General features: G+C 68.6%; 20 protein-coding genes. 11 read left to right on the forward strand and 9 right to left on the reverse strand.

Going from position 1 to position 23056, the window contains the following annotated elements; all coding sequences use genetic code 11:
- Window positions 1-49: 49 nt before the first annotated feature.
- On the reverse strand, window positions 50-1087 hold the full coding sequence (locus ACSQ3D_RS07125) for a metal-dependent hydrolase (protein ID WP_436126386.1): 1038 nt from the start codon (window positions 1085-1087) through the stop codon (window positions 50-52).
- A gap of 74 nt (window positions 1088-1161) precedes the next feature.
- Entirely contained in the window at window positions 1162-1830 is a 669-nt protein-coding gene (locus ACSQ3D_RS07130) for an intradiol ring-cleavage dioxygenase (protein WP_436126387.1), read from the reverse strand.
- Window positions 1831-2156: 326 nt separating this feature from the next.
- Here ACSQ3D_RS07130 and egtD point away from each other — a divergent pair, with 326 nt between their 5' ends.
- Both egtD and egtB read left to right on the forward strand, forming a co-directional pair.
- On the forward strand, window positions 2157-3077 hold the full coding sequence (gene egtD / locus ACSQ3D_RS07135; protein ID WP_056421233.1) for an L-histidine N(alpha)-methyltransferase: 921 nt from the start codon (window positions 2157-2159) through the stop codon (window positions 3075-3077).
- A 13-nt stretch (window positions 3078-3090) separates the two neighbouring features.
- The gene (gene egtB, locus ACSQ3D_RS07140) at window positions 3091-4365 is read left to right on the forward strand and encodes an ergothioneine biosynthesis protein EgtB (protein WP_436126388.1); all 1275 of its coding nucleotides are present in this window, start codon (window positions 3091-3093) and stop codon (window positions 4363-4365) included.
- A 27-nt stretch (window positions 4366-4392) separates the two neighbouring features.
- On the opposite strand, the gene ACSQ3D_RS07145 is transcribed toward egtB, so the two are convergent.
- The 3 genes from ACSQ3D_RS07145 to ACSQ3D_RS07155 all read right to left on the reverse strand — a co-directional run bounded on the left by ACSQ3D_RS07145 (window position 4393) and on the right by ACSQ3D_RS07155 (window position 8539).
- Window positions 4393-4842: an energy transducer TonB gene (locus ACSQ3D_RS07145; protein ID WP_436126389.1), complete on the reverse strand. Its 450-nt coding sequence runs from the start codon at window positions 4840-4842 to the stop codon at window positions 4393-4395.
- Between the two features lie 99 nt (window positions 4843-4941).
- Entirely contained in the window at window positions 4942-6225 is a 1284-nt protein-coding gene (locus ACSQ3D_RS07150) for an O-acetylhomoserine aminocarboxypropyltransferase/cysteine synthase family protein (protein ID WP_056421236.1), read from the reverse strand.
- A gap of 280 nt (window positions 6226-6505) precedes the next feature.
- Window positions 6506-8539: a peptidase U32 family protein gene (locus ACSQ3D_RS07155; RefSeq protein ID WP_436126390.1), complete on the reverse strand. Its 2034-nt coding sequence runs from the start codon at window positions 8537-8539 to the stop codon at window positions 6506-6508.
- Window positions 8540-8773: 234 nt separating this feature from the next.
- Between ACSQ3D_RS07155 and ACSQ3D_RS07160 the strand changes: the two genes are divergently transcribed.
- Window positions 8774-9922 carry a branched-chain amino acid ABC transporter substrate-binding protein gene (locus ACSQ3D_RS07160; protein WP_436126391.1) on the forward strand — a complete coding sequence of 383 codons (1149 nt, stop codon included), beginning with the start codon at window positions 8774-8776 and terminating at the stop codon, window positions 9920-9922.
- Here ACSQ3D_RS07160 and ACSQ3D_RS07165 read toward each other — a convergent pair.
- Complete coding sequence (locus ACSQ3D_RS07165) at window positions 9889-10938, reverse strand: GlxA family transcriptional regulator (protein ID WP_436126392.1); 1050 nt, start codon at window positions 10936-10938, stop codon at window positions 9889-9891. The two genes, ACSQ3D_RS07160 and ACSQ3D_RS07165, sit on opposite strands and share 34 nt — an antisense overlap.
- 105 nt (window positions 10939-11043) lie before the next feature.
- On the opposite strand from ACSQ3D_RS07165, the gene ACSQ3D_RS07170 reads away from it, so the two are divergent.
- From ACSQ3D_RS07170 to ACSQ3D_RS07185, 4 genes are all read left to right on the forward strand, one after another.
- On the forward strand, window positions 11044-11685 hold the full coding sequence (locus ACSQ3D_RS07170) for a LysE family translocator (protein ID WP_396505564.1): 642 nt from the start codon (window positions 11044-11046) through the stop codon (window positions 11683-11685).
- 105 nt (window positions 11686-11790) lie between these two features.
- Window positions 11791-12054, forward strand: a complete 264-nt coding sequence (locus ACSQ3D_RS07175) for a hypothetical protein (RefSeq protein WP_436126393.1) — start codon at window positions 11791-11793, stop codon at window positions 12052-12054.
- A 7-nt stretch (window positions 12055-12061) separates the two neighbouring features.
- On the forward strand, window positions 12062-13486 hold the full coding sequence (tadA, locus tag ACSQ3D_RS07180; RefSeq protein ID WP_436126394.1) for a tRNA adenosine(34) deaminase TadA: 1425 nt from the start codon (window positions 12062-12064) through the stop codon (window positions 13484-13486).
- Window positions 13487-13544: 58 nt separating this feature from the next.
- Window positions 13545-14546, forward strand: a complete 1002-nt coding sequence (locus ACSQ3D_RS07185) for an LD-carboxypeptidase (RefSeq protein ID WP_436126395.1) — start codon at window positions 13545-13547, stop codon at window positions 14544-14546.
- A 35-nt stretch (window positions 14547-14581) separates the two neighbouring features.
- Here ACSQ3D_RS07185 and ACSQ3D_RS07190 read toward each other — a convergent pair whose 3' ends face one another.
- Window positions 14582-14938 (reverse strand): hypothetical protein, encoded by a 357-nt coding sequence (locus ACSQ3D_RS07190; RefSeq protein WP_396505561.1) that lies wholly within the window; start codon window positions 14936-14938, stop codon window positions 14582-14584.
- Between the two features lie 286 nt (window positions 14939-15224).
- On the opposite strand from ACSQ3D_RS07190, the gene ACSQ3D_RS07195 reads away from it, so the two are divergent.
- From ACSQ3D_RS07195 to ACSQ3D_RS07205, 3 genes are all read left to right on the forward strand, one after another.
- Complete coding sequence (locus ACSQ3D_RS07195; protein ID WP_200912474.1) at window positions 15225-16154, forward strand: adenylate/guanylate cyclase domain-containing protein; 930 nt, start codon at window positions 15225-15227, stop codon at window positions 16152-16154.
- 75 nt (window positions 16155-16229) lie between these two features.
- The gene (locus ACSQ3D_RS07200; RefSeq protein WP_436126396.1) at window positions 16230-18779 is read left to right on the forward strand and encodes a penicillin acylase family protein; all 2550 of its coding nucleotides are present in this window, start codon (window positions 16230-16232) and stop codon (window positions 18777-18779) included.
- Between the two features lie 22 nt (window positions 18780-18801).
- The gene (locus ACSQ3D_RS07205) at window positions 18802-19815 is read left to right on the forward strand and encodes an asparaginase (RefSeq protein ID WP_436126397.1); all 1014 of its coding nucleotides are present in this window, start codon (window positions 18802-18804) and stop codon (window positions 19813-19815) included.
- A 94-nt stretch (window positions 19816-19909) separates the two neighbouring features.
- On the opposite strand, the gene ACSQ3D_RS07210 is transcribed toward ACSQ3D_RS07205, so the two are convergent.
- A complete protein-coding gene (locus ACSQ3D_RS07210; protein ID WP_436126398.1) occupies window positions 19910-20548 on the reverse strand; it encodes a hypothetical protein in 639 nt (212 codons plus the stop codon).
- A 215-nt stretch (window positions 20549-20763) separates the two neighbouring features.
- On the opposite strand from ACSQ3D_RS07210, the gene ACSQ3D_RS07215 reads away from it, so the two are divergent.
- Window positions 20764-21492: a hypothetical protein gene (locus tag ACSQ3D_RS07215; protein WP_396505558.1), complete on the forward strand. Its 729-nt coding sequence runs from the start codon at window positions 20764-20766 to the stop codon at window positions 21490-21492.
- 201 nt (window positions 21493-21693) lie between these two features.
- On the opposite strand, the gene ACSQ3D_RS07220 is transcribed toward ACSQ3D_RS07215, so the two are convergent.
- Complete coding sequence (locus ACSQ3D_RS07220; RefSeq protein ID WP_056168097.1) at window positions 21694-22968, reverse strand: acyl-CoA dehydrogenase family protein; 1275 nt, start codon at window positions 22966-22968, stop codon at window positions 21694-21696.
- Window positions 22969-23056 lie beyond the last annotated feature (88 nt).

Genomic DNA, 23056 nt, shown 5'->3' on the forward strand with positions numbered 1-23056 from the left:
GCTCTATCCTTTGTCAGTGGCTCCACACCGCAGCAACGCAGCTACGCAGCTACGGCGTGCGGCCTTGCGGAGGCGCTGGCGCGGCCAGCACCACGTCGGCACCCCACATGCGCTTCCACAGCCAGGGCAGGGCGGTGGCCAGGTCGGGGCGCTGCATCTGCAGCGTGGCGGCGCGCTGGCCGGCGGCCATCTCTGCGGGCGTGCCCAGGTTGAAGTGAAAGCTGTACGTGGGCTCGTTGCCCATGCGCAGGTCGGTGATGAAGACGTCGCCCCCGGCCGCTTCGCTCATCTTGAAGAAACCGTGGCTGAACCGGGCCACGCGGTCCACCAGGGGGTGGTCACGGTAGCGTGCATACAGATCGGCGCCCCGCACGTGGGTGGTCCACCGCACGGGGCGGTCGCCGTCCAGCAGCGAGTAGTAGCCCTCGTAGTAGTGCGTGGGTGTGACGGCCACGGCGCGCCACAGCACGGTGTTGAAGGGGGCCGGCGTGACCAGCAGCTGCTCCGGCGTGAGGTGCGGCACCGGCGCGGACGCCAGCACCTGGCGGGTGGCGATCTGCTGTGCGGCCACGCCCCAGGCCAGGTACGCCGTGCTCACCACCAGCGCGGCGCGTGCCCAGGCTATGCCGCGCCCCTGGCGCATCGCCAGCGCCAGCAGCACGCCCAGCAGCAGCGGCAGGGTGTACAGCGGGTCGATGATGAACACGCTGCCCACGGCATACGGCGTGTCGGTGAAGGGCCGCAGCAGCTGCGTGCCGTACACCGTCATCCAGTCCAGCAGCGGGTGGGTGATGAGGGCGAGCCACAGGGCCAGCCACCAGCGCGTGAACCGGTCCGCTTCGCGGTGCAGGCGCGATACCAGCCACGCCATCGGCACCGACAGCACGGTCAGGTAGAACAGGGCATGGCTTTCTGCGCGGTGCAGCACCATGTTCAGGATGGCATCGCCATGGTTGACGAAGGCATCCAGCTCCGGCAGCGTGCCGGCAATGCCGCCCCACAGCGCCGCCTTCCACACGGCGGTGCGGCGGCCCAGGGTGGCGATGGCAACGGAGGAGCCCAGAACGATTTGGGTGACGGAATCCATGCGGGCGTGTGGTGCGGGTGCGGGGCAGGTGAATGGACGGGGGCGCAGGCTGGTGCCGTTGCCTTGCGACCCTATCAGGTCTGCACGACGATCGGGAATTCTCCCCGCACGCCGTCGGCCGAGGCGGCGAAGCGGACCGTGAGCGCCGCACGGTCCTTTTCGCTCAGCCGGCTCCAGAGGTAGTCGCGCGCATTGCCGGAGTCGCCGGCCACATACATCTGTGTGGTCAGCAACTGGCGCCCCGGCAGCCGCACCTTGAAGTGGATGTGTGGGGTTCGGCCGGTGTACGGCGCCGGTCGGATGGTGCGAAACCGGTACTGTCCGTCGCGCCCCAGCACCACGCGGCCAAAGCCCTGGAAGGCCTCCGCTGCCTTGCCGCCGTCCCCCGGATGGTGGTAGTGGCCGTCGGCATCGCACTGCCAGATCTCGACCGTGCCGCCCGACAGCGGCACGCCCTGTGTGTCGGTGACCCGGCCTTCCACCCAGACGGCCTCGCCCTGGGTGTAGCGCAGCATACCGTTGCGCAGCAGGTCGCCGTCGCTGTCCGCCGGGATGTCCACGGGGTAGTAAGGCCCCTCGGTCTGGCGCGGTGTGGGCATGGCGCGGGCCTGGGCTGCCGCCGGCTGCACCAGCGCCGGTGCGGCAACCAGCGCAGCACCCCGCAGGCCCTGCTGCAGCCACTGGCGGCGTGTGGGGGCGGTGTGCCGTGGCGGAAGGTGGGCGTTGGCAATGTTGTCGGGCATGGCGGGCTCCTGCCTGGGGCGGCTGCGGGTGGGTGATCGGCTCCGTGTCGGACGCACGGCGGTCGGAGCCACCCGGCGCGCAAAAAGTGCCGCAGCCGTGCCGCGCCGGTCGGTGTAGGCGGCCTGTGCGCCGCAGGCAACGGGGAAATGACCTACACACCGCATCATCCCGCCGCCGCAGAATGTCCCGATGGCCGTGGGGTTATATTGCCTTCCACGGTCCAGCCTGCGGGTGGGATGGCCGGCTCGGAGCCTGTGGGCTCCACGGCGATTCCGCTCTATTACCAGCAGTGGCAAGCCATGCCGCGCCAGACGCTTCAAGATCCATGCCTTTGCCCAGCCCCACCGACGACATCACGCGCGGCCTGAACCAGCGCCCCGCCAGCATCTCCCCCAAGTACTTTTACGACCAGCACGGCTCAGAGCTGTTCGAGGAGATCACCCGCCTGCCCGAGTACTACCCCACCCGCACCGAAACCTCGCTCATGCAGCAGCACGCAGACAGCATTGGGCGTGCTGTGGGCCCGGGCCGTACGCTGATCGAGCTGGGTGCGGGCAATTGCCAGAAGGCGCGCACGCTGTGCCGCCTGGTGCAGCCCGCCTGCTTCGTGGGGGTGGATATTTCGGCCGACTTCCTGCAGGCCGCGGTGCAGGGCCTGCGCGACGACTTCCCCGGGCTGGATGCGCGCGCCGTGGGCGGCGACATGACCCAGGGCGTGGTGCTGCCCGCAGACATTCCGCGCAAGGGGCGGCTGGTGTTCTATCCGGGCTCGTCCATCGGCAACTTCGACCCGCCGCACGCCCTGGAGCTGCTGGCCCACATGCGGGAGCTGGTCGACGACGACGGCGGCCTCTTGATCGGCATCGACCTGCCCAAGGACGTGCAGGTGCTGGAAGCCGCCTACGACGACGCTGCGGGCGTGACGGCGGCGTTCAACCGCAACGTGCTCACGCATGTGAACCGGCTGATCGGCAGCGACTTCGACGTGCAGCAGTGGCAGCACCGCGCGTTCTTCAACCAGGAAGAGTCCCGCATCGAAATGCACCTGGAGGCCGTGGCCGACGCCGACGTACGCTGGCCTGGTGGCGGCCGCCGGTTTGACCAGGGTGAACGCATCCACACCGAAAACAGCTACAAATACCCCCTGCCCGTGTTCACCGACATGCTGGCGCGCGCGGGGTTCTCGCAGGCCCAGGCGTGGACGGATGACCGCGGCTGGTTTGCCGTGCTGCACGCGCGCCCTTGAGGATGGATGGACTATGACCAACATGGATGTGTGCCCCCCGTTGACCGCGCTGCTCTCGCGCTATGCCGCCGTGCGGGACCACAGCGTGGCCCTGGTCGCGCCCCTGTCGGCCGAGGACTGCGGCGCGCAGTCCATGCCCGACGCCAGCCCGGCCAAATGGCACCTGGCGCACACCACCTGGTTTTTCGAAACCTTCGTGCTGGAGCCGAACGAGCCGGGCTTTACGCCCTTCGACCCCGCGTTTCGCGTGCTGTTCAATTCCTACTACAACGGCGTGGGCGCCAAGCACCCGCGTGCGCAGCGCGGGCTGCTGACCCGCCCGTCGCTCGATGCCGTGCGGGCCTACCGTGCCAACGTGGACCAGCGCATGGCGCGCCTGTTGCCCACCGTGCTGAACGACGCGGCGCTGTGCGCGCTGATCGAGTTGGGCCTGCAGCACGAGCAGCAGCACCAGGAGCTCCTGGTGACGGACGTCAAGCACCTGCTGTCGTGCAACTCCACGTGGCCGGCGTACGGCACAACTTCAGATTCGGCGGGCGACCTGGCCCTGGTGCCCGCCATCGAGCCCTTCGGTTGGCTGACGCTGGACGGCGGACTGGTGGACATCGGCCACCGGGGCGACGGTTTTGCGTTCGACAACGAATGCCCGCGCCACCGCACCTACCTGGCGCCGTATGCGCTGGCCTCGCGGCTGGTGACCAACGCGGAATGGCTGGCCTTTGTGGAAGGCGGCGGCTACGACAACCCCGCCCACTGGCTCGCCGAAGGCTGGGATTGGCGCGTGGCCCAGGGGCTTGACCACCCCCTGTACTGGCAGCAACTGGGCAGCGGCGTCTGGCATGCGTTCACGTTGGCAGGACTGCAGCCGCTGCGGGGCGACCTGCCTGTGGTGCACCTGTCGTACTACGAAGCCGATGCCTACGCCCGCTGGGTGGGCGCACGCCTGCCGACCGAAGCCGAGTGGGAACATGCGGCGCAAGCCGCGGTGGCTGACGGGCACGGCGATGACGGCCACGGAGGCCACGGAGGCCACGACGGCCAAGCGCTGGAACAACTCTTCGGCAGCGCCTGGCAATGGACGCAGTCGAGCTACGCCGCCTACCCGGGCTTTCGCACCGCCGACGGCGCGGTGGGCGAGTACAACGGCAAGTTCATGGTCAACCAGTACGTGCTGCGCGGCAGCTCGTGCGCCACGCCTGCCGGGCATGCGCGCAGCACCTACCGCAACTTCTTCCCGGCCACGGCGCGCTGGCAGTACACGGGGCTGCGCTTGGCGCGTGACGCTTGAGTCCCTTTACCGCGGCATCTGGCCCGCTCAGGGTTCCATGCGGAAGGTGTGCTGCAGCACCAGCCGGGCGGGCTCGCCGTTGCGCACCAGCGGCGCAAACTTCCAGCGGCGCACCGCATCGATCGCCGGTTTGTGCAGGGCATCTTCGCCCGTTTTCGACACCACGCGCACGGTGCCGACCAGCCCGCTGGGCATGATCTCGAACGATACCGTCACAGCGCCGCGCGCTTGGGGCGAGGTGTCATTCAGCAGGAAAGAAGGGTAGCGCGGCAGCGGCGCCTCCAGCAGCGTCAAGGGCGTGTCGAGCGGTGGCGACACCTGCTGCCGCAGCAGTTGTTCGTCCTCGCGCTGGCGGAAACTGGAGACGTGGGACTCGGTGACATCCGCGCCGCGCGGCGGCGTGAACAGTGAGGAACTGCAGCCGGCCAGAGTCAGCAGGCCGAGGGTGAGCGGTGCAAGAGAAGGTAGGCGGAACATGGCGATGAGAGGGGCAGGGCGCCCCGCGACTGCGGGGCCATCCCGCCAGTATCCCGCAACTGGCATCGGCTGCGGTCGAACGGTCGAACGGTCGAACGGTCAGACGGCGTCGAGAGCCTGCACCAGGTCTGCCTGCAGGTCGTCGATGTGCTCGATGCCCACGGACAGGCGCACCATGCTCTCGCTCACACCCGCCTTGGCCAGCTCTTCGGGGTTGAGCTGGCGGTGGGTGGTCGATGCGGGATGCGTGGCCAGCGATTTCGCGTCGCCGATGTTCACCAGGCGCGTAAAGAGTTGCAGCGCGTCCAGGAAGCGCGCACCGGCCGCCCGCGGGTCGGCGTCGGCGCTCTTGAGCCCGAAGCTCAGGATGCCGGACGCCTTGCCGCCCGACTGCCGTTGCACCAGCGCGTGGTCCGGGTGGTCCGGCAGGCCGGCGTAGCGCACCCATTCCACCTTGGGGTGGCTTTGCAGGTACTTCGCCAGCGCCAGCGTGTTGTCGCAGATGCGGTCCATGCGCAGGGCCAGGGTCTCGATGCCTTGCAGGATCAAGAAGGCATTGAGCGGTGCCAGCGCCGCGCCGGTATTGCGCAGCGGCACCACGCGCGCGCGGCCGATGAAGGCGGCGGGGCCCAGGGCTTCGGTGTAGACCACGCCGTGGTAGCTCACGTCGGGCTCGTTCAGGCGCGGAAAGCGGGCCTTGTGTTCGGCCCATGGGAACTTGCCGCTGTCCACGATGGCGCCGCCCACGCTGTTGCCATGGCCGCCCAGGTATTTGGTGAGCGAGTGCACCACGATGTCGGCGCCGTGCTCGATGGGGCGCAGCAGGTAGGGGCTGGGCACCGTGTTGTCCACGATCAGCGGAATGCCGTGCGCATGGGCCACATCGGCCAGCGCGCGGATGTCGGTCACGTTGCCCAGCGGGTTGCCGATGGACTCGATGAAGATCGCCTTGGTGCGTGCGTCGATGTGCTGCGCGAAGCTGGCCGGGTCGCGCGGGTCGGCAAAGCGCGTGGTGATGCCCTGCTGGGGCAGCGTGTGCGCAAACAGGTTGTAGGTGCCGCCGTAGAGCGTGCTGGCCGACACGATGTTGTCGCCCGCCTCGGCAATGGTCTGGATCGCGTAGGTGATGGCCGCCATGCCCGAGGCCACGGCCAGCGCCGCGATGCCGCCTTCGAGCGCCGCGACGCGCTTTTCCAGCACGTCGGTCGTCGGGTTCATGATGCGGGTGTAGATGTTGCCCGGCACCTTCAGATCGAACAGGTCCGCGCCGTGCTGCGCGCTGTCGAAGGCGTAGGCCACCGTCTGGTAGATGGGCACGGCCACGGCCTTGGTGGTGGGGTCGGGCGAGTAGCCTGCGTGGACGGCAAGGGTTTCGATCTTCATGCGGAGGGGTCTCCCTTTGGATGGAATGAAAACGCTGACACGGGCGCCTGCGGCAGGGGTGCGCGCGGGCGGCAGCGGCCATTCTTGCACCGGGGCGGTGCGCATGGGTCGAATCGTTGGCTATGAGCTTATGCGCTCGGCGCAGGCTGTATTCAAGCTGCATTCAGGCTCGATGCGGGGCCGATGCAGGCTGAACACAGGCTGACCGCAGGCGCGTTACGGCCTGCGACTATTGAATGAAAAGTGCCTTCACCGCTTGATGGAAAAGCGCCAGCAGCTACTATTTTGATAGCGAATTGCCTGTGGGCCGCGCGCGGTAGAACTGCAACGGCACCGCCAGCGCCTCGGTCTCCTTGGCGTGCTGGTTGAGTACCGACTTCTTCATCTTGCCCACCACGTGCATCTCGCACGGCTTGCAGTCAAAGCGCAGGGTGAGTTTTTCCTTGCCGTTGATCAGCATCAGCGGCTCGGCCTTGATGGTGCCCTGCACGCCCGTCACGCCCTTGGCCTGCTTGGGGCACAGGCTCATCGAAAAGCGCACGCAGTGCTTGGTGATCATCAGGCTGACTTCGCCTTCCTCCTCGTGCGCCTCGTAGGCCGCATCGATCACCTTCACGCCGTGGCGCACGTAAAAGTCGTGCGCCTTCTGGTTGAACACGTTGCCCAGGAACGAGAGCGTGTCTTCGGGGTAGGGCACGGGTGGATCGACCGGCACAGCGCGCTGCAGGCGCGCAAAGTTGCGCGCGCGGCAGTCTTCCAGGTCGGCCAGCGCATCGCGGCGCAGCGCGTTGAGCACGGAGGCGGGCACGAACCAGGGCTCGGACAGCTGCAGCGCGATGTCGTGCACCGCGAAGATGGTGGCGCCGAAGCGGCCCAGTTGCTCGCGCAGGCTGGCTTCGGCCTTGGCGGCGTCGGTGGCGCTCTGGTGGGGCTGCTCTACGTCGGCACAGCCCACGTTGCCGTCTTCGTCGGTCAGCATCAGGCTGAAGCCGGCCGGCGTTTCGCTCAGGTGCGCCCACAGGCCGATGCGGCGGTCGCTGGACTTTTTCTCCAGCGTGCGCACCCAGTCCATGTCGCGGTTGCGGTTGACTTCGGTGCCCTTGCGCAGATCCTTGAAGCCGTCCATGGGGTCCTTGGGGTACACCCGCCACTGGCCCACGCTGCGCGCGGACACGGGCTCGGCCACGTTGATGGCCATGCCCACCAGCTCCTTGTGCAGGTCGTAGTAGCACAGGCCATCGCCGTTGTGCAGCACGGTGGCGGGGTCGCTCACCTCCAGCTCGACGAAGTCCGGCCCCACCTTGGTCACCCAGCCGATGGCCTGGCCCGGGTTCTTGGGGGTGTCGAATGCGCCGATGTCTTCCTTGCGGCCGGTCACGAAGTAGTCGGTGAACTCGCGGTTGAAGTTCTGCAGCGGGTCGGGCGTGAAGGTGAAGGTGGTGGCGCCGCTGGAAGAGCGCGACAGCGGCCGGCCGGCACTCTCGCGCTCTTGCAGGATCTCGTCGATCAGCGTGCGGTAGTGGGCGGTGATGTTCTTCACGTAGCCCATGTCCTTGTAGCGTCCTTCGATCTTGAAGCTGCGCACCCCGGCGTCGATGAGCGCGCGCAGGTTGTCGCTCTGGTTGTTGTCCTTCATGGAGAGCACGTGCTTGTCGTGCGCGATGAAGCGGCCCTGCGCGTCGGTCACCTGGTAGGGCAGGCGGCAGGCCTGGCTGCAGTCGCCCCGGTTGGCGCTGCGGCCGGTCTGCGCATGGCTGATGTTGCACTGGCCGCTGTAGGCCACGCAGAGCGCGCCGTGGATGAAGAACTCGATGTTGGCGCGCCCCGGCGCATCCACCGGCCCCAGCGCCTTGTGCACTGCGGCGATCTGCTGCACCGTGAGCTCGCGCGCCAGCACGATCTGCGACAGGCCCGCGTCCTGCAGAAAGCGCGCCTTCTCGGGCGTGCGGATGTCCGTCTGGGTGCTGGCGTGCAGCTGTATGGGCGGCATGTCGTCCATCGCCAGCAGGGCCATGTCCTGGATGATGAGCGCATCGGCGCCGGCCTCGTACACCTGCCAGGCCATGCGGCGCGCGGCTTCGAGTTCGTCGTCGCGCAGGATGGTGTTCAGGGTGATGAAGATGCGGCTGTTGAACCGGTGCGCGTGCTGGACCAGGCGCTCGATGTCCCGGATGTCGTTGCCCGCGCCGGCGCGTGCGCCGAAGGCGGGGCCGCCGATGTAGACGGCGTCGGCGCCGTGGTTGACGGCTTCGATGCCGATGTCGGCGTCTCGCGCGGGCGAGAGCAGTTCAAGCTGGTGGGGCAGGAGGGACATGGGGCGTGATTATCCCAGCCATGCAGCGGTGTGGGGCATCCGGATGCGCAGGTCCGAGTGCGGCGTTGCCACTATTAGCCAGCTTAATGACCCGCCAAGTTGCTATGTTTACATAGCATTTACGCGTCAACAGGGGCTCGTGTGGCTAGGATGCGGGGCCGCGCTGTGCCCCAAGGTGGTGCATGGCGTTGGGCCAGACCCTTTGCCATTGATTTATTTCCGGAGACTTCCAACGTGTTTCGCCGTGCTTCCCGCCCCTTCGTGCCACTGACCATCGCCGCAGTCTGCGCTGCCGCTGCCCAGGCGGCTTTTGCCCAGGACGTCCAGGCCGTCAAGATCGCCCACGCAGGCCCCGTGTCGGGCGGCATCGCCCACATCGGCAAGGACACCGAAAACGGCGTGCGCCTGGCCATCGACGACCTGAACGCGCAGAACCTGGTCATCGGCGGCAAGAAGATCAAGTTCGAGCTGGCGGCCGAAGACGACGCGGGCGACCCGCGCCAGGCCACCGCCGTGGCGCAAAAGCTGTGCGACCAGAAGGTGGCGGGCGTGGTGGGCCACCTGCAGTCGGGCACCTCCATCCCTGCAGCCGCCATCTACGACAAGTGCGGCGTGCCGCACATCACGGCGGCCGCCACCAACCCGGACCTGACCAAGCCCGGCTACAAGACCACCTACCGCCTGATCGCCAACGACAACGCGCTGGGCGCAGCGCTGGCGATCTTCTCGGCCGACCACTTGAAGCTCAAGAGCGTGGCCATCATCGACGACCGCACCGCGTACGGCCAGGGCGTGGCCTCGGTGTTCAAGGCCACGGCGCTGCAAAAGGGCCTGAAGGTAGTGGGCGAGGAGTTCACCAACGACAAGTCCACCGACTTCATGGCCATCCTCACCTCCATCAAGAACAAGAAGCCCGACGCGATCTTCTACGGCGGCCTGGATGCGCAGGCCGGCCCCATGTTGCGCCAGATGGAGCAACTGGGCTTGGGGCAGGTCAAGTTCTTCGGCGGCGACGCGCTGTGCACCGAAAAGCTGCCCGAGCTGTCGGGCAAGAGCCCAGCGCTCAAGAACGTGACCTGCGCCACGGGCGGAGCGTCCGTCGACAAGATGCAGGGCGGCGCCGACTGGAAGAAGCGCTACGACGCCAAGTTCCCCGGCCAGTTCCAGATCTACAGCCCCTACGCCTACGACGCCGCCATGGTGCTGGCCGACGCGATGAAGCGCGCCAACTCGGTGGACCCCAAGGTGTACATCCCCTTCATCGGCAAGACCGAGTACAAGGGCGTGACCGCCAACATCGCTTTCACCGCCAAGGGCGAGCTGACCACGCCTGCCGTGACGCTGTACACCTACAAGGACGGCAACCGCGTAGCGCTGAACTGATCCTTCGGCATCAGTTTCCTGCCCGCTCCAGCGCGCACTGCGCCGGGGCTGGTGCCGTAGTGGCGGCGGAACAGGCGCGCCAGGCTGCTGGCGTTGCCCAAACCCACCTCGTCGGCGATGGCCGAGAGGCTGTGGTGCGAATGGGTCACGCGCCAGTGGGCGTGCTCCATGCGCATCGTGGTCCAGTGGTCGTGCGCGCTGTGGCCGAAACGCTCCGTGAACAGCCGGTCCAGCTGCCGGCGGCCGATGCCGATGCGCTCGGCGATCCCGGCCACGGTCAGGCCGTCGGCCAGGGAGCTGCGCATCAGCGCCACCGCGCGCGCCACGTGGCGGCCCAGGTCCGGCCCGCCGCCTTCCATCGATTGCAAAGCATGCCCCTGGTGGCGGGGCCCGTCCACCAGCATGTCGGCCAGCCCCTTGAAGGCGCGCTCCCGGCCGCAGTGGCGTGACAGCAGTTCCACCGCCATGTCGATGGCCGCCGTGCCGCCCGCACAGGTGATGCGGTCGCGGTCAAAGAAATAGATCTGCTCGCTGGCCACCGCGATGCGCGGAAAGGCATGGCGAAACTCGGCCACATGGCGCCAGTGCAGCGCCACCCGGCGGCCTGTGAGCAAACCTGCCCCGGCCAGCAGAAAGCTGGCGTTGTCGATGGCCACGAGCGGCACGCCCCGCGCGGCGGCCCGGCGCAGCACCGCCCCATGGGTGTGCACATGCGCGAGCGACGCTTGGACCGTGCGGCTGCCAAACACCACCAGGTAGTCGTAGGCCGCCAGGTCCACCGCGTCGGCCGCGGTGTCCACCGACACCTGCACACCGCTGCTGGACACCACGGGCGCGCCGTCGATGCCCATCAGCGTCCAGGCGCAATAGCGCTGGCGGCTGCGGTCCTCGTCGTCGGCCGAAAAGCGCAGCTTGTCCAGAAACGCGCCGAAGGGCAGCAGCGCGAAGTCGGGCAGCGGCATCAGCAACAGGCGCACGTCGGGGCGGGGGAGGGGGCTGGCGTCGGCGGGCAGCATGGTGGTGTCCAGTTGAGTATTGATAATAGCCAGATTGGATTCGCCGCAGCGGGCCACCGCCACCTAGACTGCGCACATGTTTCAGAGGAATGGAATGGTGCGGCGATGGACTTGAAGATCTGGCTCGTCTACCTGTTGGCGGTCGTCGGGCTGTCGTTGACCCCGGGGCCCAACAGCCTGCTGGTGCTGGCCCATGGCGCGCTGCACGGGCGCGTGCGCACGCTGTGGACCATCGCGGGTGGGGCGGTGGGGTTTGTGGGCCTGATCGGGCTGTCCATGCTGGGCATCGGCGCGCTGCTGCAGTCGTCGGCCCACGCGCTCACGGCGATGAAGTGGGTGGGTGGTGCCTACCTGGTGTGGCTGGGCATCCAGCTGTGGCGGGCACCGGCGATGCAACTGCAGGAGGTCCTGCCCGCGGCGGAGGCCATGGACCCGGCCGCGGGCACCCGCTCTGCCACCGGCGCCAGGCTGTGGCGCCAGGGCCTGCTGGCCGCCATTTCCAACCCCAAGGTGCTGCTGTTCTACGGCGCCTTCTTGCCGCAGTTCATAGCGCCAGGGCGCGACCTGTGGCTGCAGTTCGTGGTGATGGCGGGCACCTTCGCGGTGGTCGAGTGCCTGGTCGAATTCGGCCTGGCGAGCCTCGCGCACCGCATCCGCCCCTGGCTGCAGCGCACCGGCAAAAAGTTCAACCGTGCCTGCGGCGGGCTCTTCGGGCTGATGGGCGCGGCGCTGCCCCTGACACACTGACATGCGCTGAAACGTACCGAGAGGCCCACAGGCGCACGCACTGCGCGCAAGGAGCGGGCCGTCCCGGTTTACAGTGCAGTCCTGCACAGCACAGGGAGCACAGGCATGCGGGGATTGTTCGGTTTGGTGGGGCTGGTCGTGGTGCTGGCCATCGTCGGCATCGTGGCCAAGAAGCAGCTGTCGGCCACGCGCGCGCCAGCGGCGGCGGTTCAGCAGGCGCCTGCCCCGGGCGTGGGCGCATCGGTGCCCGTGATCAACCCCACGGGCAATGTGCGCGAGCAAAGCCAGCAGGTGCAGCAGCAAGTCCAGCAGCAGCTCGACGACATCATGAAGCAGCGCGCCCAGAGCCTCCCTGAAGCCGACAAGTGATGCGGACATGACAGCGGCAGTGGTGTCGAGCGACGAAGACGGCATGCGCCTGGCGCTGGCCGAGGCGCGGGCCGCTGTGGCCGCGGGCGAGGTGCCCGTGGGCGCCGTGGTCGTCAAGGACGGCCAGGTGATCGCCACCGGCCGCAATGCCCCCGTGCAGTCCCACGACCCCACGGCCCACGCCGAGATCGTGGCGCTGCGCGCTGCGGCGCAGCGCCTGGGCAACTACCGGCTCGACGGCTGCACGCTGTACGTCACGCTGGAGCCCTGCGCCATGTGCAGCGGTGCCATGCTGCATGCGCGCCTGGCGCGCGTGGTGTACGGCGCCACCGAGCCCCGCACCGGCGCGGCAGGCTCGGTGCTGGACCTGTTTGCGCACACCGCCATCAACCACCAGACCGGCGTGCACGGCGGGGTGTTGGCGGCCGAATGCAGCGCGCTGCTCACCGGCTTCTTCGGCGCCCGGCGCAACCAGCAGCGCGCCGATGCACGGGCCCGCCACCCTTTGCGCGACGATGCGCTGCGCACGCCCGATGCCGCCTTTGCCGATCTGCCGGGCTACCCGTGGGCACCCCGGTACGTCAGCGACCTGCCTACCCTGGCGGGCCTGCGCATGCACTACGTGGACGAAGGCCCGGCGGATGCGCCCCGCACCTGGCTGTGCCTGCACGGCAATCCGGCCTGGAGCTACCTGTACCGGCACATGCTGCCGGTGTTTGTGGCCGCGGGCGACCGCGTGGTGGCGCCCGACCTGATCGGCTTCGGCAAGAGCGACAAGCCCAAGAAAGAGGCCGTGCACCAGTTCGAGTGGCACCGCCAGGTGCTGCTGGAGCTGGTCGAGCGGCTTGACCTGAGCAACGTGGTGCTGGTGGTGCAGGACTGGGGCGGCATTCTGGGGCTGACCCTGCCCATGGCCTGCCCGGACCGTTTTGCGGGCCTGCTGGTGATGAACACGGTGCTGGCCACGGGCGATGCGCCGCTGCCTGACGGGTTTGTCGACTGGCGCGCTATGTGCCGCGACAAGCCGCTGTACGGCGTGGGGCGCCTGCTCGCACGCGGCAACCCGCACCTGACCGCCGCCGAATGCGCGGCGTACGACGCGCCGTTTCCGGACAAGGGCTACCGCGCCGCGCTGCGCGCGTTCCCCGAGCGCGTGCCGGACCGCACCGATGCGCCCGGCGCGGCGCTGTCCCGCCAGGCGCGTGACTTCTGGCAGCACCAGTGGCAGGGCCAGAGCCTGATGGTCATCGGCGCGCGGGACCCGGTGCTAAGACCCGCCACCATGCACGGGCTGCACCGCCACATTCGCGGCTGCCCCGCGCCGACGGTGCTGCCAGACGCCGGGCACTTCGTGCAGGAGCAGGGCGGCGCGATCGCCCGGCAGGCTGTGGAATACTTCTCGTTTCCCGGGGCCGGCCGCTCTGCCGGCTGACCTGGCCCCGCACGACCCCTCTTTTTGACGGAGCAGGCCCCTTCACGGCCTGAGCGCTTTGCACGACCACGCACACGATCACCACCACGATCACGACCATTCCGAGTGCAGCCACGACCACGGCCCCCAGCACATCTACATCTACTCGCCCTCCAGCGCGGTGCGCGACAAGGCCGCCTTCAAGCGCGGCATCGCCCGCCTGAAGGCCCTGGGCCACGAGGTGGAGGTGGACGTGGACGCGCTGGCCACGCACACCCGCTTTGCGGGCGACGACGACACGCGCCTGGCCGCCATCCACCGCGCGGCGGCCAGCGGCGCCGATGTGGCGCTGATCTCGCGCGGCGGCTATGGCCTGTCGCGCATCCTGCCGGGCATTCGCTACAAGGCGGTGGCCAAGGCCATCGCGGGCGGCATGCGCTTCGTGGGCGTCAGCGACTTCACGGCGTTCCAGATGGCGCTGCTGGCCAAGACAGGCGCTACCTCGTGGGCGGGCCCGTCGCTGGGCGCCGACTTCGGCGTGGCGGGCGAGCCGGACGACATCATGGAAGCCTGTTTCGACGACCTGCTCACCGGCCACGGCGAAGGCACGGGCTGGCGCATGAACAACGAAAAGCCCAACGCCACCACCGGCAAGCCCGCAGTGCCCAACGTGTACGTGAAAAGCGCCACGCTGTGGGGCGGCAACCTGGCCGTGCTGGCCTCGCTGGTGGGCACGCCGTACCTGCCGGCCATCAAGGGCGGCGTGCTGTTCATTGAAGACGTGCACGAGCACCCCTACCGCATCGAGCGCATGCTCACCCAGCTGCTGCACGCCGGGGTGCTGGCCCGGCAAAAAGCCGTGGTGCTGGGGCAGTTCACCAACTTCAAGCTCGCGCCCCACGACAAGGGCTACAAGCTGCAGTCGGTGGTGGCCTGGCTGCGCACGCAGATCAAGGCGCCGGTGCTGACCAACCTGCCGTTCGGCCATGTCGAGACCAAGGTCCTGCTGCCCGTGGGCGCCACGGTGTCGTTGTCGGTGGAAGAGCGCGACGCGCTCATCTACTGGGGGCACCAGAGCTGACGCTGCCCATGGTGGGCTGGGTGCCAGCGCGGCGCTCAGTGCATGGGGGGCAGATGGGGTGCCTGCGGCGGGCGCGGCGAGCGCGGCAGCTGGCCCTGGAACAGCAGGGTGAGCTCGTCGATGGTGCGCTGCGCGCTGACGTCGCCGCGCAGCAGCAGCAGGGTCTTGAACAGATCGATGCGCAGGTACCACAGCGCCTCGATGTCCGCGGCATAGCGCAGGCGCATGCTCATCCGGGCGACTTCGCACCCGGTCGTGCCCATCAGGCTTTGCAGCATGGCCCGGCGCACGTCCTCCAGGCCCTGGTCGCGCACCCACGCCGTGGACGACGGCTTGTCACGGCCGAGCAGGTCGTGCAGGTTGTTGCGGACATTGGGCTTGTTCCAGCGCATGGTGGGGAAAGTGAGGCAGGGTTTTTGTAACAGGGCCGGCCAAATTAAGCGGGAGCTCGCATCGGCGCAAGGGTGTTGCTCCTGTTTTTGCAGAAAGACAACAAATCAAGCGGATTTGTTGCCAACTTTTACGCAGTTCGGGTCGCCGTCCTGCTTGCGGGCCGGCAAACCTGCCCGGTACGAAGCTTGGCCGCCTGGCGCAACGATTCTTGACGGTTTTGTGTGTGCGCCGCCAGGGAGCTTGGTCTAAACTGATTCACATGATGTTACTAATAGGCCAGCGTTCATGAGTGTGCTCTCAACGATGGTCTTCGCGGACATATCGGGCAGTGCGGCGCTGTACGAAGCTTTGGGCAACGAGCGGGCTGCCGAGGCGGTGACGCAGGTCACGCAGTGGATCAGCGGCACCATCGAGACCCACGGCGGGCGGGTGGTCAAGACGCTGGGCGATGGCGTGCTGGGCGTGTTCGGCGATGCGGCCGGCGGCGTGTCCGCCATGGCCACCATGCTGCGCCAGCACAAGCTGCGGCTAGGACGCTGGCCCCAGCCCCTGCGCATGGACATCCGGGTGGGCGTGGCCAGCGGCGAAGTGATCGACGTGGATGGCGACTGCTATGGCGACGCCGTCAACGTCGCGTCCCGCCTGTGCGAGCGTGCCGGCCCGGCCGAGATCTGGGCCACCGAGACCACGGTGCTGCTCGCAGGTGCCGCGCCCGACGTCTGGTACCGCAAGCTCGGCATGATGGAGATCCGCGGCAAGGCCGAATCGCTCATGCTCTACCAGGTCGAATGGCGCGAGGACGAAGCGCCCGACTCGCTCACCATGCAGGCCGCCCTGGTCAGCAGCTTCGCGCCCGCCGATTCCATCCTGGGGCAGATCCAGTTCTCGTGGCACGGGGTGGACATGTCCTTCAGCTCGTCGGACGCACCGGTGCATGTGGGGCGCGCCAACCACGCCCAGCTGTGCATCAACGACCCCCGCGTGTCGCGCCTGCATGCCCGCATCGACTGGCGCAACAGCGGGTTCCTGCTGACCGACATGAGCAGCTTCGGCACCTGGGTGCGCTTTGACGGCAGCGACGCGCCGGTGCGGCTGCGCCGCGATGCCTGCATCCTGCATGGCACCGGGCAGATTGCGCTGGGCGTGTCGTTCAACGAGCCCAGCGCACCCGTCATGAACTTCCAGGTCGCAGGTGCGAACGTCCACCTGGGCTGACGGCCGGGCCCCCCTTTTGGCATGCGCGCACCCGCCGCGCCGGCCCCTTCAAGACAGTATCGGAGACAGATCAATATGGCATGGATGAAGCGGACCGCCGTCGGCCTGGTGGCGGTGGCGTTGCTCGCCGGGACCGGCGCAGCGGTGTATGTGCAGCGCAGCTTTGCGGCGCTGGACGGCAAGCTCAGCGTGGCGGGCCTGGCCCAGGCGGTGCAGGTGCAGCGCGATGCGGCCGACGTGACGCACGTGCGGGCGCAGACCCCGCAGGACGCCTGGTTTGCGATGGGCTACGTGCATGCGCAGGAGCGCACCTGGCAGCTCGAGTTCAACCGCCGCGTGATGCACGGCGAGCTGTCCGAACTGTTCGGCCCCGCCACGCTGGAGACCGACAAGCTCATGCGCGCGCTGGACATCATGGGCGTGGCGCGCCGCCAGTATGCGGGGCTGCCGCCATACGCCAAGGAGGCGCTGCAGGCCTACAGCCAGGGCATCCACGCCTTCCACAACCAGCGCCCGCAGGCGCTGCCGCCGGAGTTCCTGCTGCTGGGCGCCAAGCCCGGAGGCGACCGGCGTGCCGTGTGGGAGCCCGAAGACAGCGTGGGCTGGGCGCTGATGATGGCGCTGGACCTGGGCGGCAACTGGGGCACCGAGTTCGCGCGCCTGTCGGTGGCCCGCACGCTCGACACCGACCGCTTGTGGCAGCTGATGCCGCCATACCCTGGCGAGAAGCCCGCCGCAACGGCCGACCTGGCGGCGCTGTACCGCCAGCTGGGTGTGTACCGCGCGGCCGGGGCGGGCTCCACCGCGGCCGTGCCGGGCTCCGCAGCAGAAGACGTGGCCGGTGTGGCCGGGCGGCAGGCCCAAGGCCCGCTGTCCCGCCAGATCAGCGCCGGCATGCTGGCCTGGGCCGACGAGCTCACGCGCAACGCGGGCACCAACGAGGGCAAGGGCAGCAACAACTGGGTGATCGCTGGCACGCGCACCGTGAGCGGCAAGCCGCTGCTGGCCAACGACCCGCACCTGGGCCTGTCGGCCCCCGCCATCTGGTACTTCGCGGGGCTGCAGGCACCGGCCGGCAAGGCCGCCGACGGCACGCCGATCGCGCCCATCGACGCGGTGGGCGCCACCTTGCCGGGCCTGCCCTTCGTCGTGCTGGGCCGCACCGACAAGGTGGCCTGGGGCTTCACCAACACCGGGCCCGATGTGCAGGACCTGTACCTGGAGCAGATCAACCCCGCCGACCCTACGCAGTACCGCACGCCCGACGGCTGGGCGCCGTTCACGGTGCGCAACGAGACCATCCGCGTCAAGGGCGAGGCCGACGTGAAGGTGCCGCTGCGCAGCACCCGGCACGGCCCGGTGCTGAGCGACGCGCAGAAGTCGCACGCCGAAGTGCTCGACCTGGGCAAGTACGTGCTGGCGCTGCGCTGGAGCGCCCTGGACGACGACAACCAGACGGTGGTCGCGGGCTTCAAGACCAACCAGTCCAAGAGCGTGGACGAGCTGTTTGCGGGCCTGGCGCACTACCATTCGCCCATGCAGAGCGTGGTGGCGGCCGACGACCAGGGCACCATCCGCTTCAAGGCCGCAGGCCGCGCGCCGCTGCGCGATGCCGCCAACGACATCCGCGGCGTGGCCCCGTCGCCGGGATGGGATGCGCGCTACGACTGGAAGGGCTGGATACCGTACGACCAGACCCCGCAGGACGACGGCAGCAAGGGATGGATCGCCACGGCCAACCAGCGCGTGACGGCCCCCGACTACCCGCACTTCCTGACCCAGGACTGGGCCTTGCCCTACCGCTACGACCGCATCGCACAATTGATCGAAGCCACGCCGAAGCACGACGCGGCCAGCATGCAGGCCATCCACCGCGACATCACATCGCTCGCGGCGCGCCGCCTGCTGCCGTACTTGCAGCAGGCACAGTCGTCCCATGCATTGGCAGCCGCAGCGCACAAACAGCTGCAGGGCTTCGATGGCGTGATGGACGCGAACAAGCCGGCCCCGTTGATCTTTGCCGCCTGGACGGACGAGCTGGCCCGCGGCCTCATCGTCCCGCGCATCGGCGAGGACCGCTTCACCGCCACCTACGGCAAGCGCGACTACCGTGCGGCGCTGGAGGGAATCCTGGAGCGCAACGACACCTGGTGGTGCCAGCCCGCGACCTGCGCCGAGCAGTCCGCCGCCGCCCTGGGCCGTGCGCTCGACCGCCTGCAGGCCGCCTATGGCGCTGACCCGGCCCAGTGGCGCTGGGGCGCGGCACACCCCGCGCTCAGCGTGCACCGGCCTTTTGGCAACGTGCCCGCCCTGGCCCGTTTCTTCGACGTGAGCGTGCCCTCGCATGGCGACGGCTATACGGTGAACGTGGGCCAGTACAACGCGGGCGAGGCCAGCGGCCCGTTCGTCAACCGCCATGCGGCATCGCTGCGCGCGGTGTACGACCTGGCCGACCTGGAGCAGTCGCGCTTCATCTACCAGACGGGCCAGAGCGGCCTGGTGTTCTCGCCGCGTTACCGCGACATGAGCACCACCTGGGCGGCCACCGGCTACCGCGGGCTGCAGCGCGAGCCCGCACGCTGGGTGCATACGCTCACGCTGACCCCCGACACCGCTGCGAAGTGACGCGGCCTGCAAGGAATACACCATGGGTTTCGTACCGTTGATCGACGTCAGCCGCGGCGGCTTTCCCGAGTGTCAGCACTGGGGTGCCGTGGCGGTGTCCAACCGCGAAGGCAAGGTGCTGGCCCGCGTGGGCGACCCGTACACCGTCACCTTCACCCGCTCCACCATCAAGGCCTTCCAGGCGCTGCCGTTCATGCAGGCAGGCGGCGCGGCCGCACTGGGCTGGGGCCAGGGCGAGCTGGCCCTGCTGTGCGCCAGCCACAACGGCGAACCGATGCACGTGGCGCAGGCCGAGCGCATGCTGGCCACCGTGGGCCAGGACTACCACGCGCTGCAGTGCGGCTGCCACCGGCCGCTGTTCGCAGAGCTGGGGCTGGGAACGCTGCCTGCAGGCTTCGTGCCCGACGAGCGCCACAACAACTGCAGCGGCAAGCACGCGGGTTTTGTGGCGCACTGCGTGCAGCAGGGGTTGCCGCTGCAGGGGCATCTGGACCCGGCACACCCGCTGCAGGTGGCCATTCGTGACCATGTGGCGCAGGCCGTGGGCCTGGCGCCCGACCAAATGCCCATGGGCATCGACGGCTGCTCGGCGCCCAACTACGCCATGCCGCTGGCGTACCTGGCGCGCGGCTATGCGCGTCTGGCGGGCGGCGCACCGGATACTGCGTTGCACGACAGCCTGACCACGCTGGCCGACGCGATGGTCGCGCGGCCCGAACTGGGTTCGGGCACCGGGCGGCATGACCTGGACTTTATGCGGGCCGGGCAGGGTGACTGGGTATCCAAGACCGGCGCCGACGGCGTGCAGGTGGTGGGAAGCCGCAGCCGGGGCGAGGCCTTTGCGCTCAAGGTCATGGACGGCAGCATGGTGGCGCAGGTCGCGGCTGCCGTGGAGGTGATGGAGCAGCTCGGCTGGCTGGATGCCGGTCAGCGCGAGGCACTGGCCCCGCGCCGGTCCGCACGCATCGTCAACGCCAAGGGCTTGCAGGTGGGCGAGCGGCGGGTGGTGTTCAAGCTGGAGCCCGCCAGCGCCTGAGCCGGGTGTTTGACAGTGGTTCTGCCGGGGCTGTCGTGCGGGCCACTGCGCTGCGCGCGCCGGAATTTGATTGAAAAATGCCGCTACCGCTTGACTAGTAAGCGCTAGCAGCTACAAAAATAGTAGCAAACGGCTCCGTGTCGGGCAGCACATAGATCACGCCGCGTGACTGGCCGAACAGCGGTGCGATGAACTGGTTGTAGAACGCCTCGGGCGCATTCACGCAGCCGTAGCTGATGCGCTTGTCCTGCGCGCCCTGGCTGGCCAGGCGCTGGTGGCGGCGCTCGGCGGCGCTGACGCTGCGCACCCGGTGCAGCGACACGGCGGCGTCGTAGTCGATCCAGACGATGTCGTCGCCCTTCAAATTGCGCCCGGGCTCGGTGACGAAGCGCCCAGCGGGCGTGGTGCGCTCTTCTGGGCGGATCTGCGACAGTGGGCGCTGGCCGATGTCCGGCGCCGACCGGTCGCCCAGCGCCGCGCCCAGCAGCACCGGCGAGCTGCCCAGCCACTGCCCCTGTGCCGAAAACACATGGATGCGAGCGGCAGGCTTGTCGATCACGGCAAACGGCAGGCCCTGGTGGTCGGCCGTATCGGTGGCCCAGCGCACCAGCCGGCGCGCCGTGGGCGAGGCATCCTGGGGCAATGGCGCAGAGGCCGCGGGCACGGCTGCCAGCACACCACCAGCAACCAAAGCCGTCACGGCAAAACGCCGGTTCACAGTCACAAAAAACATGTCTTCATCCAAAAAGCGTGCTCACACGCACAACCGCCGAAACTGGCGCGCAACCGGCCAGTGCACCCGTGGATCTGGCTTCGCCAGTCCACCGGGTGCGTCCCCCTCTGGGGGAAGGCGCCGCCAGGCGACTCAGGGGGGCTTTCTATCCACTGCAATGCCCTCAATAATGCCTGCACCTGTGACTCTTGCGAAGCTTTGTGCTTCGGCCCAACATGTTTGACCGTCTCCGCAAAGCATTCAGCGCCACTGGCTCCTTGGGCGCCCCCGGCCGGCCTGTGACCAACCGGGATGTGTCCCGCTGGGCGGCGGACCAGCGCCTGCCCATCGTCGCCCACGCCACCGACGGGCATTTCGACCTGGGCGGCGACATCCACGGCCACCCCTGGCGGCTCGAGTGCAGCACGCCCACGCGCGACTACGTGCAGGGCCTGGAGCTGCGCGGCCGCGCCGACGTGGGCGCCGACCCTGACGCCGCGGTGATGGTGATCAACCGCCCCCTGCAGGAGGTGCTGGAGCGCACCGCCTACGACGAGATCACCGACACCCTGCAGACGGCCATCAGCACCAGCCTGCCTGAAGAAATGCGATGGCTGTCGATGTACGAGGAAGTGACCTGGCCCGGCTTGCCCGCGTCGTTCCGCGACCATTTCACCGTGGTCGCCGAGCGCATCGAGCAGGCCCAGCGCTGGATCCACGCGCCCGTGGTCTCGCAGCTGCTCAACGCGGTGGAAGGCGAGGGCGGCGCCGAACGCGCCAAATCCCCCATGGTGCTGATGCTCGCGCGCGGCAAGGTCTACCTGCGCCTGGAACACACCCAGCGCAGCCTGGCCGAGATCGCGCACGCCAAGCAACTCCTGCTGGTGGCCGGCCAGGCCGCGCTGCAGAACCTGCCGCCCATGTCGGTGGCGGGGCCGGATGACGAGGCGGGTTTCGGCCGCTGACATCGCACACTCTCGCTGCAAAACAAAAACGGGGCCTGTGGCCCCGTGTTGTTTGGCGCGATACGCCCCCGCCCTCCGAAACTGGCACGCCCCCGGCCAGTGCACCCGTGGAACTGGCTTCGCCAGGCCACCGCGTGCGTCCCCGTCCCGCGCGCAGCGCGAGAGAGGGGGAAGACGCGAAGCGGCTCAGGGGGTGCTTACTTAACTTCCGCGAGTGATCGGCACACCCGCATCGCGGCCATAGGCGCCGTACTTGCCCAGCTCCCACTTGGCGATCGCGTTGCGGTGCACCTCGTCCGGGCCGTCGGCAAAGCGCAGCGTGCGTGCACCGGCGTAGGCGTACGCCAGCGGGAAGTCGTCGCTCATGCCGCCGCCGCCATGCACCTGCATGGCCCAGTCGATGACCTGGCAGGCCATGCTCGGGGCCACCACCTTGATCATGGCGATCTCGGTCTTGGCGACCTTGTTGCCGGCCACGTCCATCAGCCAGGCGGCCTTCAGGGTCAAGAGGCGGGCCATGTCGATCTTGCAGCGGGCTTCGGCAATGCGTTCCTGCGTAACGGTCTGCTGCGCCACGGTCTTGCCGAAGGCCACGCGCGACGAGGCGCGCCTGCACATCAGCTCCAGCGCGCGCTCGGCCAGGCCGATGAGGCGCATGCAGTGGTGAATACGCCCGGGGCCCAGGCGCCCTTGGGCGATCTCGAAGCCGCGGCCTTCGCCCAGCAGGATGTTGGAGACGGGCACGCGCACGTTCTCGAAGGTCATCTCCACATGGCCGTGCGGCGCGTCGTCGTAGCCGAACACGTTCAGCGGCCGGATGATGGTGATGCCCTTGGCATCGGCGGGCACCAGCACCATGCTCTGCTGCGAGTGGCGCGGCGCTTCGGGGTCGGTCTTGCCCATGGTGATGAACACCGCGCAGCGCGGGTCGGCCGCACCGGAGATCCACCACTTGCGGCCGTTGATCACGTACTCGTCGCCGTCGCGGTCGATGCGCGTCTCGATGTTGGTCGCGTCGCTCGAGGCCACGTCGGGCTCGGTCATCGCGAAGGCCGAGCGGATCTTGCCTTCGAGCAGCGGCTTGAGCCAGCGGGCCTTGTTGGCCTCGTCGCCGTAGCGGGCGATGGTCTCCATGTTGCCGGTGTCGGGCGCCGAGCAGTTGAACACCTCGCTCGCCCATGGCACGCGGCCCATGATCTCGGCCAGGGGCGCGTATTCCTGGTTGGTCAGGCCTGCACCGTCGTAGCCCGAGGCTGCGGCGCTGTCCACCGGCAGGAACAGGTTCCACAGACCGGCGGCCTGGGCCTTGGGCTTCAAGTTCTCGATGGTGGACAGGGCCGTCCACCGCTTGCCGGCCGCGGTGTTGGCGATCAGCTCGTTCTTGTACGCCACCTCGTTCGGATAGATGTGGTCATCCATGAACTGGAGCAGCCTGGACTGCAGTTCCTTGGTTTTGGGCGAGTAGTCAAAGTCCATGGGTGTCGTCTCCGTTGGTAATCGTGGGATCGTCAGGGCGGCGTCGGTGCCGCTCTATCGTGTGGGTCTCGGTGCGGGCGTGGGTGTG

The sequence above is a fragment of the Acidovorax sp. LjRoot117 genome, assembly GCF_964252695.1.
Taxonomy (GTDB): domain Bacteria; phylum Pseudomonadota; class Gammaproteobacteria; order Burkholderiales; family Burkholderiaceae_C; genus Acidovorax.